The sequence below is a fragment of the Campylobacter sp. MIT 97-5078 genome (assembly GCF_006864455.1).
Taxonomy (GTDB): domain Bacteria; phylum Campylobacterota; class Campylobacteria; order Campylobacterales; family Campylobacteraceae; genus Campylobacter_D.
On record NZ_QHLK01000002.1, the window covers coordinates 56115 to 68087 of the forward strand.

At 34.3% G+C, this 11973-nt stretch carries 11 protein-coding genes; 7 read left to right on the forward strand and 4 right to left on the reverse strand.

From position 1 onward, the window contains the following. Positions 1–114 precede the first annotated feature (114 nt). From DMB91_RS01520 to DMB91_RS01550, 7 genes are all read left to right on the forward strand, one after another. The gene (locus DMB91_RS01520) at positions 115–2484 is read left to right on the forward strand and encodes an AsmA-like C-terminal domain-containing protein (protein ID WP_034906005.1); all 2370 of its coding nucleotides are present in this window, start codon (positions 115–117) and stop codon (positions 2482–2484) included. Between the two features lie 108 nt (positions 2485–2592). Next, complete coding sequence (locus DMB91_RS01525; protein WP_034906001.1) at positions 2593–4800, forward strand: NADP-dependent isocitrate dehydrogenase; 2208 nt, start codon at positions 2593–2595, stop codon at positions 4798–4800. Then, positions 4797–5699, forward strand: coding sequence for a malate dehydrogenase (locus DMB91_RS01530; protein ID WP_034905998.1), 903 nt, complete (start codon positions 4797–4799; stop codon positions 5697–5699). Before DMB91_RS01525 ends, DMB91_RS01530 begins: the two co-directional genes overlap by 4 nt. A gap of 37 nt (positions 5700–5736) precedes the next feature. Continuing rightward, entirely contained in the window at positions 5737–6051 is a 315-nt protein-coding gene (locus DMB91_RS01535) for a 4Fe-4S dicluster domain-containing protein (protein ID WP_034905996.1), read from the forward strand. A 5-nt stretch (positions 6052–6056) separates the two neighbouring features. Beyond that, complete coding sequence (locus DMB91_RS01540) at positions 6057–7181, forward strand: 2-oxoglutarate synthase subunit alpha (protein ID WP_034905994.1); 1125 nt, start codon at positions 6057–6059, stop codon at positions 7179–7181. 1 nt (position 7182) lies between these two features. After that, positions 7183–8028: a 2-oxoglutarate ferredoxin oxidoreductase subunit beta gene (locus tag DMB91_RS01545; protein WP_034905991.1), complete on the forward strand. Its 846-nt coding sequence runs from the start codon at positions 7183–7185 to the stop codon at positions 8026–8028. Beyond that, positions 8025–8588, forward strand: coding sequence for a 2-oxoacid:acceptor oxidoreductase family protein (locus tag DMB91_RS01550; RefSeq protein ID WP_034905988.1), 564 nt, complete (start codon positions 8025–8027; stop codon positions 8586–8588). Before DMB91_RS01545 ends, DMB91_RS01550 begins: the two co-directional genes overlap by 4 nt. Before the next feature lie 158 nt (positions 8589–8746). Here the strand turns inward: DMB91_RS01550 and DMB91_RS01555 are convergent, their stop codons facing one another. From DMB91_RS01555 to DMB91_RS01570, 4 genes are read right to left on the reverse strand one after another with little or no spacing between them, the layout of a single operon-like run. Continuing rightward, positions 8747–9637: an RsmB/NOP family class I SAM-dependent RNA methyltransferase gene (locus DMB91_RS01555; protein WP_143116780.1), complete on the reverse strand. Its 891-nt coding sequence runs from the start codon at positions 9635–9637 to the stop codon at positions 8747–8749. After that, positions 9624–10001 (reverse strand): Holliday junction resolvase RuvX, encoded by a 378-nt coding sequence (gene ruvX / locus DMB91_RS01560; RefSeq protein ID WP_034906606.1) that lies wholly within the window; start codon positions 9999–10001, stop codon positions 9624–9626. The genes DMB91_RS01555 and ruvX overlap by 14 nt, the downstream gene beginning before the upstream one ends. Then, positions 9998–10771, reverse strand: coding sequence for a DNA-processing protein DprA (locus tag DMB91_RS01565; protein ID WP_034906626.1), 774 nt, complete (start codon positions 10769–10771; stop codon positions 9998–10000). The genes ruvX and DMB91_RS01565 overlap by 4 nt, the downstream gene beginning before the upstream one ends. Next, positions 10764–11927: a divergent polysaccharide deacetylase family protein gene (locus tag DMB91_RS01570; RefSeq protein WP_052043253.1), complete on the reverse strand. Its 1164-nt coding sequence runs from the start codon at positions 11925–11927 to the stop codon at positions 10764–10766. Before DMB91_RS01570 ends, DMB91_RS01565 begins: the two co-directional genes overlap by 8 nt. Between the last annotated feature and the right edge of the window lie 46 nt (positions 11928–11973).

Sequence of the window (11973 nt, forward strand, 5' to 3'; positions counted from 1 at the left end):
CTTTTTGTTATTCTTAAGACAGGTTTTAGCATATCTACACTTCAAACGCATATTTTTAATGCAGACGAATTATATATAAAATTAGATAAAAAATTGATCATAAAAGCAAAAAAAATGAGTATTTTTGATTTAGGGGATTTAAATTCAAGCTCGGCTGTTTCAACGCAAATCGTTGATGCGGTGCAAAAGATTGAATATCTTTATATATTTTTTCAAGAACTTGATATACAAAATTTAAGTTTTGGCGGACAAAATGCTCGTTTTTTATTTAAAGATGATGAGTTTTTTTTGAATAATGATGAGTTTTCTTTAAATTTAGCATTAAATAGGACAGGAAAAGAGATTAAAGCCAATATTAAAGAGCTGTTTTTTAAGGATTATAACGCCAGTGCAGACGGACAGATTTTGATCAACTCGGCTAAAGATAGTTATGATTTTATAGGCGTTTTAAGATCGCAAAATTTAAATTTTGACTTTAATGTTACTTACGCTAAAGATAAATTAAATCTTGATCTTAAAGATATTAATGCAAGCAATATGGCTTTTTTGTTTCACGCAGTAGGCAAACATTTAAGTTTAAATAAAGAACTAAATGAGTGGTTTTCTCAAAAACTCATTGCCGATTTATATTCTATTAACTATCTTAAGGCTTCTATGGATTTGGGTAAAAAATTCAGTATTAAAGAGCTTGAGGGTGCAGGAGAGGTAAAAAATTTAAAAGTGAAGCTTGGTAAAAATGTCGAAAGCATACTGATACCAAAACTGAAGTTAAATTTAAATAAAAAAAGACTTGATTTAAACTTCGATCAGGCAAGTTTTGCAAAGCAGGATTTAAGTCAAAGCAAAATTTATGTATATGAACCTACAAGTGCCTCAAAATCAGGCATTTACATACAAATTAAGTCAAATGAACTTATGCTTGATCAAAAGCTTTTAAATATACTCAATCTTTATGATATCAAACTTCCACTCAAACAGCTTTCAGGTAAGCTTAATACAGATTTTATCATCAACATCCCCTTCGCAAAGAGCGAAAAAATCAGCTTTAAAGCTAATTTTGATCTTGAAAACACTCAGTTTGATATGGCAAATTTTTTGGTGCAAAAAGGTAATATTAGCCTTGAAAACACTATCTTAAAATTAAATGAATTTGTGGTGAAAAACAACTTTTTGCAAGCTGATGTGAATGCAAGTTTTGATTTAGATGCCAAAAAAGCTCACTTTAACACTGAAATTTCAAGGCTTTATTTTAAGGATTTACTTGATATTAAAAACGCGCAAGAAAATCTCGAACTTGATTATTCACAAGATATACTTTTAAAAGCTCAAAATTTTAATGTTGATATGAACCTAACCCAAGGTTTAGAACTAAGCGCTTCAACCTTAAGCCGCTTTAAAGAAAATTCAATACTAATGCAAAAGCTTGGCATAGAAAATGTGAATAATTTTTATTTAAAAACTGCGGATTTTGTTAATTTCCAAATCAAACTTAAAGGCACAAATTTTAAAAATGATTTGCAAAAAAGCGATGGTTCAAGTTATGAAAATGATGATTTTTTTATCAGCAAGGATGCTAAAACTACGCATATTAAAAGTGCAAGCGAGAGCTTAGATATTAGCTTGAATGAAGATGTGATAAAGGCGAAGATAAAAAATTTATACTATATTCTTAAAGATACTCAAAAAATAAACGATGTTAATCTTAGCTCTAAACTTGAGCTTGAGGCTTTAAATTCCGGCATTATTTTGCAAAGTGCAAGTAATTCTAGTAAGAATCTGAGCTTTGATGAGCTTCATTTTGATATGGATAAGCAAAAAATGAGCCTAAGGGCTAAAAGAAATGAGGCTATATATGAGCTTGATAAGGATGAAAAACAACTTGTTGGCAAGATCAGTAAGGTAAATGATAAAATGCTTAATGAATTTTTTGGCTCAAATATAGTTGAAAAAGGAAATTTTGAACTTCATATCAAAGGAAGCGGTTTTGAGCATTTTAATGGCGAGATTATCATGAATGATACTTATTTTAAAGAGCTTAAATTTCATAATCAGCTTATTAGTTTTGTTGATACTATACCGAGTTTATTGCTTTTTAAAAGTCCAACCTTTAATGAAAAAGGCTTAAGCATACAAAAAGGTGCCGTGCTTTTTGAAAGGCAAAAAAATAAAATTATCATTAAAGCCCTTACTCTTGATGGAGATAGTGTTGATATTTTAGGTGTTGGGGATATAAACCTTGATAATAAAAAACTTGATCTTGAACTTGAACTTCAAACGCTGAAATCCGTCACAGATATTATTTCAAAAGTGCCTATCATCAACCAAATCATACTTGGCAAAGATCGTGTCATTTCCACACAAATTTTAGTTGAAGGTGATCTTGATAATCCAAAGTTTAAAACCCAAATCATCAAAGAGACTTTAAAGCTCCCTTTTAGCCTGCTTAAAAACATCATTGACATACCTTCAACTTGGTTTCAATAAACTTATAAAATGCTTAAAATACACTTTTTAAAAAGCTTATTATTAAAAAAGAGCTCAAAAATTTTGCTTTTTGTGTATAATTAAGCTTGAAAATGAAAAAACAAAGGAATACCGATGACTTACACGCTCACTGATGAATCCCCCGCTCTTGCGACTTACTCTTTTTTACCGATTATCAAAGCTTTTTTAGCTTCGGCAAATATCACTATAAAAACAGCTGACATTTCACTAGCTGCTCGCATACTTGCAAGTTTTCCTGAGTATTTAAAAGAAGAACAACGTTGTGAAGATGTGCTTGATAAGCTTTCACAGCTTGTAAAAAGCCCACAAGCTATCATCATTAAAACACCAAATATCTCAGCTTCTATCCCTCAACTTAAAATTGCCATTAAAGAGCTTCAAGAAAAAGGCTTTGCTTTGCCAGAATTTCCTGATGAACCAAAAGATGAAAAAGAAAAAGAGATTAAAGCAAGATATGCTAAAGTTTTAGGTTCAGCTGTAAATCCTGTGCTAAGACAGGGTAATTCAGATCGCCGATCAACAAAAGCAGTAAAAGAATACGCTAAATGCAATCCCTATAAAGTCGTGCCTTTTGAAAAAAGTTCAAAAACAAGAGTAACTTATATGAAAGAGGGCGATTTTTTCTCTAATGAAAAAGCAGTTTTGGTCACAAAGTCAGGTATAGCTCGTATAGAATTTACAAACAACAAAGGCGAAAAAACCATTTTAAAAGATGAGATCAAGCTTGAAGAAAATGAAATTTTAGATGCTTCTTTTATGAGTGCAAAAGCACTTGATAGCTTTTATGAAGAGCAAATCAAGCTAAGCAAAGATGAGGATTTGTTACTTTCTTTACACCTTAAAGCAACGATGATGAAAGTAAGCGATCCGGTGATTTTTGGGCATTGTGTGAGGGTATATTTTAAGGAGCTTTTTGCTCGCTTTGAAGATGAATTTAAAACTTTGGATGTCAATGAAAACAATGGCATAAGCGAGCTTTTAAGCAAGATTGAAAATTCAAGCAAAAAGGCTGAAATTTTACAAGCTTATGAAGAAATTTTAAGTAAAAGTGCGGCTTTGTCTATGGTCAATTCGGATAAAGGTGTTACAAATTTACATGTTCCAAGTGATGTGATCGTCGATGCTTCTATGCCAGCGATGATTAAAAATGGTGCAAAGCTTTACAATGCTAAAGGGCAAGTGCAAGATACAAATGCTTTGATCCCTGATAAAACTTATGCTGTAGTGTATGAAGCTGTGCTTGAGGATTTGCGTAAAAATGGCACACTTAATCCAAGTAAATTAGGCAGTGTTTCAAATGTAGGCTTAATGGCGAAGAAAGCTCAAGAATACGGCTCGCACGATAAAACTTTCATCGCCAAAGAAGACGGAGTTTTTCGCATACTTACTCAAGAAAATGAGCTTTTAATCGAGCAAAAAGTCCAAAAAGGCGATATTTTTAGAGCTTGCGAGGCTAAATATGATGCTATTGTGAATTGGATTGATTTGGGTATTGAAAGAGCAAAATTAAGTGGCGAGGAAGCTATTTTTTGGCTTGATGAAAAAAGGGCAAGCGATAAGATTATGATTGATCTTGTGAAGCAAAGATTAGCACAAAAGGGCGAAAATTTAAAAATTCTAAGTCCAAGACAAGCGTGCTTAAGAAGCTTAGAGCTTATTCGTGAGGGTAAAAATGTCATCAGTATTACGGGCAATGTTTTAAGGGATTATCTAACCGATCTTTTTCCTATACTGGAGCTTGGCACGAGTGCCAAAATGCTTTCAGTTGTGCCTATGCTTGCTGGCGGAGCGATGTTTGAAACAGGAGCAGGTGGCTCAGCTCCAAAACAAGTTGAACAGCTTATAGAGGAAAATCACTTGCGTTGGGATAGTTTGGGTGAGTTTTTAGCCTTGCAAGCTGCACTTGAGTTTTTTGCTCAAAAAAGACAAAATTATCAAGCTCGAGTTTTTGCACAATGTCTTGATGAAGCTATAGGTTTGTGGCTTGAGAGCAATAAAGCTCCTTCAAGAAAGGTTAAAGAAGATGACAATAGAACAAGCCATTTTTACTTAGCTTTATACTGGGCAAACGAGCTAGCAAAACAAGGCAATGAAAAAAGTATCCAAAATACTTTCAAGGAAGTAGCTTTAGCCCTAAGTTCAAATGAAGATCAAATTAGAGCTGAATTTATCGATGCTCAAGGACACAAAGTCGATCTTGGGGGCTATTATAAATTTGATGATACAAAAGCAAATGCTGTGATGAGAGCAAGTAAAACTTTTAATGAGATCTTAGAAAGCATAGGTGGAAGATGAAAATAACGATTATTGGAGCTGGTAATGTTGGATCAAGCGTTGCCTATGCGATGATATTAAGAAATGTCGCAAGTGAACTTGTTTTGATTGATAGAAATGAAACTTTACTGCTTGCTAGGGATTTAGAGCTTGGACAAAGCATAGCAGCTTTAAATTTAAATATCAAGCTTACTTGCACAAGCGAATATGATGAATGTGCGGGAAGTGATATAGTTATTTTTTGTGCTGGACTTGCACGAAAAGACGGACAAAGTAGAGATGAGCTTTTGCAGGTAAATGCCGATATTATGCTTAATTGTGCAAAAAAGGTGAAAGTCTTTGTGAATGATCCGCTTTTTATTATCTTGACTAATCCGGTGGATTTTTTGCTTAATACTCTTTTTGAGCATAATATCTTTGATTCTAAAAAGATCATTGCTATGGCAGGCACACTTGATAATGCGCGCTTTAAATACGAGCTTGCCAAGAAATTCGAGTGTAACACTAAAGACATAGATACAAAGCTTTTGGGTTTTCATAATGATGATATGGTGCTTTTAAAATCACATTCACTATACAAAGGACAAAAGATTAGCGAGCTTTTAGACGAAGAGGAATTTGACGATATAGAAAATGAAGTAAAAACAGGTGGTGCAAAGGTTATAAAGCATCTTAAAACTTCAGCTTATCTTGCCCCAGCAGTAGCTTGTATAAGAATGGTAGAAGCTATTCGAACAGGTGAATTTTTGCCTATGAGCGTGATTTTGCATGGCGAATTTGGCATAGAAAATAAAGCTTTTGGGGTTTTAGCAAGGATAAATTTAAATGGAGTGATTGAACTTTTAAGTCTTGAACTTGATGAAGAAGAAAAAAACAAGCTTAAAAAATCACTTCAAAAGTATAATTATATAAAAGATTAATTTGAGTTGTGTTTAAAAAAAATAATAAGGAAAAAAAATGAGTGTTATTGCTCCTAAAGATACGCCCGTTTGGGTGAATGAGCGAAGGTGCAAAGCATGTAATATCTGCGTAAGCTACTGCCCTGCTGGTGTTTTGGCTATGCGTGATGATATTCATGCTGTGCTAGGTCAGATGATCGAGGTTGTGTATCCTCAAGCTTGTATAGGTTGTATGGAATGCGAGGTGCATTGTCCAGATTTTGCTATTATGGTGGCGAAAAGAGATGAGTTTAAATTCGCAAAACTTACCTCAGAAGCCAAAGAAAGAGCAGAAGCTGTAAAGCAAAATAAATATAAAAAATTACAAGGCTGATTATAATGAGAGAATTAATATCAACGGGCAATGTCCTAGTGGCAAAAGCAGCCATAGAATGTGGTTGTAGGTTTTTTGGAGGCTATCCTATCACTCCAAGTTCAGAAATCGCACATGAGCTTTCAAAGCTTTTACCTTTAAATGATGGCACTTTCATTCAAATGGAAGATGAAATTTCAGGCATTAGCGTAAGTATAGGTGCTTCAATGAGTGGAACTAAGGCTATGACGGCAAGTTCGGGTCCGGGAATTTCACTTAAAAGCGAGCAAATCGGCTATGCTTTTATCGCTGAAATTCCTTTGGTTATCGTAAATGTTATGCGAGGCGGTCCTTCAACTGGACTTCCTACACGCGTAGCACAAGGCGATCTTTGGCAGGCAAAAGCTCCTACACATGGGGATTTTGTAAGCATTGCTTTAGCTCCAGCAAGTTTAGAAGAATCCTACACTGAAACTATTCGTGCTTTTAATTTGGCTGAAAAGCTTATGACTCCGGTATTTTTACTTCTTGATGAAACCGTAGGACATATGAATGGCAAGGCAAAATTACCAGAACTAAATGAACTTGAGATCATTAATAGAGCTAAATTTAGTGGCGATAAAAAAGAGTATAAGCCTTATGCTGCAGCTATGAATGAGCCAGCTACGCTTAATCCTTTCTTTGAGGGCTACCGCTATCACATTACTGGACTTCATCACGGAGACATAGGCTTTCCAACAGAAGATGGCGATATAGTCAAATATAATATCGAGCGTTTATTTGGCAAAATTCACAGCCGCAAAGATGAAATTTGTAAATTTGAAGAATACAATCTAGAAAAAGCCGAGCTTCTCATCATCGCGTATGGAAGCACGAGCAGATCAGTAAAGGAAGCTATTACAAGGCTTAAAGATCAAGGTATAGAAGTAGGGCTTTTCCGTCCCATCACACTTTATCCAGTGCATGAAAAAAAGATCGCTGAAGTGGTAAATAAGTTCAAAAAAGTAATGGTATGCGAGCTTAATATGGGGCAGTATCTTGAAGAAGTGCAAAGAGCGAGTAAAAGAGATGATCTTATCCCTTGTTTAAGAGCAAATGGACGCCCTTTAACACCAAGTGAGATTATGGTAAAGATTAAGGAGAATTTATAAAATGGCTTTTGATTATGATGAATATTTACGCGTAGATAAGATGCCTACACAATGGTGCTGGGGCTGTGGAGATGGAGTGGTTTTAAAATGTATCATCAGAGCAGTGCAAAAGATAGGCTGGAAGATGGATGATGTGTGTTTAGTTTCTGGTATTGGCTGTTCTGGGCGTATGAGTTCTTATGTGAATTGTAACACTGTTCATACAACGCATGGCAGGGCTATTGCTTATGCCACAGGCATAAAGTTGGCAAATCCAAACAAAAAAGTCATCGTGGTAAGTGGAGACGGCGATACTTTGGCAATTGGTGGCAATCATACCATACATGGTTGCAGACGTAATATAGACTTAACTCATATTTTAATTAACAACTTCATTTATGGACTTACAAATTCGCAAACTTCGCCTACAACTCCGCTTGGTTTTTACACAGTTACAGCTCAAAAGGGCAATATCGATCCAAATTTTGACGCATGTAAGCTTACTATCGCAGCTGGTGCAAGTTTTGTTGCAAGAGGAAATGTTATCGAAGCAACTAAGCTTGAAAATCTCATTTATAAAGCCTTAGCTCATAATGGCTATAGCTTTGTTGATGTTTTTTCAAACTGCCACATTAACTTAGGACGCAAAAACAAGATGGGTGAAGCTGTGCAAATGCTTGATTGGATTAAGGGCAGGGTTGTGGATAAGGATAAATTTGAAAAGATGGATTATGAGCAAAGGGTGGATAAATTCCCTACAGGCATACTTCATCAAGATGAAAGTAGGGCAGAGTATTGTCATGCGTATGAAGAAGTGCGTAGGGCGATGAAAGAAAAAAGAATGGTTGATTTAGGAGTGTTAAAATGAGACATCAGCTTAGATTTGGAGGCGAAGGCGGACAAGGTGTAATTACAGCTGGTGAAATTTTAGCTGACGCGGCGATTAAAAGTGGGCGTTTTGCTTTTAAAATTTCAACCTACACCTCTCAAGTAAGAGGTGGTCCTACAAAAGTTGATATAGTTATTGATGATAAGGACATACTTTTTCCTTATGCAACAGAAGGTGAGATCGAGTTTATGCTTGCAACTGCTAATAAGGGCTATCATGGCTTTAAAGATGGAGTAAAACCTGGAGGTATCATTGTTATCGAGCCAAATTTGGTACATGCAAAGGATGAGGATTATAAAAAATGGCAGATATTTGAAATTCCTATCATCACTATAGCCAAAGATGAAGCTGGCAATGTGGCTACTCAATCTGTCGTTGCTCTAGCAATAGCAGCTTTTATGAGCAAGTGTATAGATTTAGAGCTTTTAAAAGAAATCATGCTTGAAAGCGTGCCACCAAAAACAAGAGAAGCAAATGCAAAAGCTTATGATTTAGGGCTTAAATACGCTAAAGAGGCAAAGCCTAAAAAAATTGATTAATAATTTTGTAAAGATTCTTTCTTGTTTTTTCTTCTTGAGCCTTATTTTTAAGGTTCAAACTTAATACATATCCATTACTTAAAGAGTATATTCTAAAAAATGTAAAAAATACAAAACAGACGACTACAGACCATAGTCCTTAGAAATAAAATAAGCCTTTACAACTTTTTAATCTTAGCCATAAAAAAGCCATCATTAAAATCATCAGCGATGACTCTTCTAGCATTATTTGCAAGGTTTTTATGTGTTGAAAAGGCTTGAATGCTTGCAGTATTTTCAAGCTTTAAAGGCAAAAACTCAAATTTAAATTCACTATTTAAAGCATTTTCAAGCACTTCTTCATTTTCTTCTTTTAAAAAAGTGCAGGTGCTATATACTAACTCACCACCTACTTTTAAGGCTTTTAAAGCAGAATGCAAGAGCTTTTTTTGAAGCAAGGCTATGTTTTTAAGTTCTTTTGGATTTTTTTCTAGTTTGAGTCCAAATTTTGCAAAACTTGAGCATGGAGCATCAAGCAAGATTTTATCAAATTTCAAAGGACAAAGTCGCCCTATGATTTTGCCATCTTTATGAAAAGCTTTTGCCTTTATCCCATAACGTAAAAGATTATTTTTAAGTGTGAAAAAGCGTTCTTTGCTTGCCTCAACACAAGCTAATTCGCCTTTATTGCACATAAAATTGGCTAAATTTATACTCTTTCCACCCGGAGCTGCGCATAGATCAAGCACCTTTTGATCGCTTTTTGGATCAAGATTTTTTGCACACAAGTATGAGCTGTAATTTTGCACATAAAAAAAGCCTTGCGAGAAAATTTGAAGATGAGTGAGTATGCCTTTGTCTCCAAAGGCGATTTTATAAAAATTTTCATCGATTTTTTTAAAAGTGATATTTGCTTTTGTAAGTTCTTTTTCAAAATTTAAAATATTGCATTTTAAACTATTTACAAACACGCCTATGTCTTTATTTTGTGTAAAAGAGTGTAAAATTCTTTGGCTTAAGTCTTGTCCGTAAAGTTCTATAAGATAAGCTTTTAAGTCAAAGTAAGCCAAAATAATCCTTTGCCATGAGTAAAGCTGCTAAAGAATCACTCTTGCCGTCTTTTTGTGTGCTTAAAGAGCGAAGTTTTGAAACATCTTTGCTTGTAAAACTTTCATCTATAAAGCAAATTTCACCCTTAAAATCAAGCAAAGAGATAAAATGTTTTATCCTTTTTTGCATACTTTCATCAGAATTTGAACCTTTGCCAACAAGCAAGAGCGAAATTTGATACTCTTTTAAAAGTTTTTTAAGCTCATTTGCGGCTTGATTGCGATTTTTTCTTAATATAGCTTGAAGAGGGATAGCAACTTGAGAATTTATGCACAGTGCGATACCCATGCGTTTTAAACCCCAATCAAGCACTAAAGCATTCAATCAAGCACCTTTATAAACACGCCTTGTATGTCTATTTTGCCTTCAAGCTCATATTCATAGACTTTTGCTCCAAATCGAGCTAAGGCCTCTTCTAAGCTTACACCTTGCTTGCAAAAGCTTAAAAACTCATCATTTTGTTCTTTTTGCATGATCGTGCCAAAGTGCGAGGCATAGTCATGAAAGTCATAAATAAGACGAGCTTTATTTTGGGCAAGCAAAAAATTTGTGCCCTCGCTTTCACCCTTTCTTTGTGGCAGCACAAAAAGTTTTTTTTCAAACTTTAAGGCTAAATTTGCACTTGCAAAAGAACCACTTTTCAAATCCGCTTCAGCGATGATAATATGCTCACAAAGTGCTATGATAAGGCGGTTTCTTAGTAAAAAGTCGTAGCGTTTTGGGCTATATTTTTTTTCTTTTTCACTTAGGGCTAAACCTTTTTCATAAATTTGTTTGATGATAGGGGCATTACTTTGAGGATAAATCAAATCAAGTGAATTAGCAAAAATACCTATAGTGCAAGGCATAGCTCCTAAATGAGCGTTAATATCAACGCCGATTGCTCCGCCACTTACCACGCAAACACCAAGTTTTGAGAGCAAAGAGGCTAGCTCTAAAACACATTCTTTGGTATAAACACTCATTTTTCTTGAACCAATAATCGCAACTTTTGGCTTTTTCAGTAAGTGTATATTGCCTTTGTAATACAGCTTTGAAGGTGGATTTTTAAGGCTTAAGAGTTCGTTTGGTAGATCATTAAGCACTTTAATCATACTTATACACTTCATTCAAATACACAAGCTCAACACTTTGAAGCAGATCTTTGCTTTGCTCTAAAGCTTTAAAAGTGTTTTTGCGTGGGTGTGCTATGGCTATAGCAAAGCCTTTTTTTTGAGCTAAGGCAACAGCTTTTGCAAGTTCTTTTTTGATCTTTTTCACCTCATCTTCATTGTCAAGAAAAATATCTCTTTTGATATACAACTTTTGAAATTGAGGTGCAAGCTTAACAGCTTTGCTCGAGCCTATAGTTATAGAATCTACAAAGATAAAATTGTATTTTTTAAAAGCTTTAAATAGCTTTTCCATTGCTTTTTCGTCACTGGTAAATAAGCTCCCTGTATGGTTATTGATAAATTTTAAGCCAGTAAAATCTTTATAAATTTCAGCTATCCTTGCATCAATTTGTTCTTGAGTATCGTTTGGTTGCAAAGTTCTTCTTTCTTCTCTTTTAAAATGAAGAGCAGCTAAAGGTAAATGCACCATAAAAAAGTCAAATTCTCTTGCAAATTCCTTCGTGTGAGGGTGGTTTTTATCGCTTGGGAAAAAAGAGGGTATGAGTTTAAGCCCTGTTTTTTTGAGTGCTTTTACTTGATCTTTGCTTGCCATATCATCGATAATGATAGCGAGTTTGGCTTTTTTTGTATCATTTTTGAAATTTATGTTTTGTGGTTTTTGAGGGAGTTGTGACGCGTCGTTTTGACTTAAACTTGCATTGAATTCAAGTGTGATATTTGCTTCGTTTTTATTTGAAAAAGTGCTTAAATTTTCTTCTTTTAAGGGTTCTAAAGGAAATGCAAAAAAGTCAAAATATGCTTTTTGATTAAGTAAAATTTGATTTTGATTGAGTTTGAAATTTGCAAAAAATTCATTTGTAGCATTTGTTTCTGTAGTGTTTTTTTCTTGACTTTGCCAAAGAGCGGAGGTGTCTTTGTTTGTGTTATTTTCATCATCAGCTATATAATCAGCAAATAAGCCTTTTATAAGCTTTTTACTTTCATTTTCTTCTTGTGTTTGAATTTGATGAAGCGTATCTTCTTGTGCGAGTTTAAGTTCTTTTTTAGGATTAAAATCCATAAAAACAAAAAATAGCCCGCAAAGCAGGGTAATGCCAATAAATATAAAAAGAATAAGGGTTTTATTTTTAAACATAATGAATTGTATTCAGCCTTTTATTTTTAAAAAATTAGGAAATTAT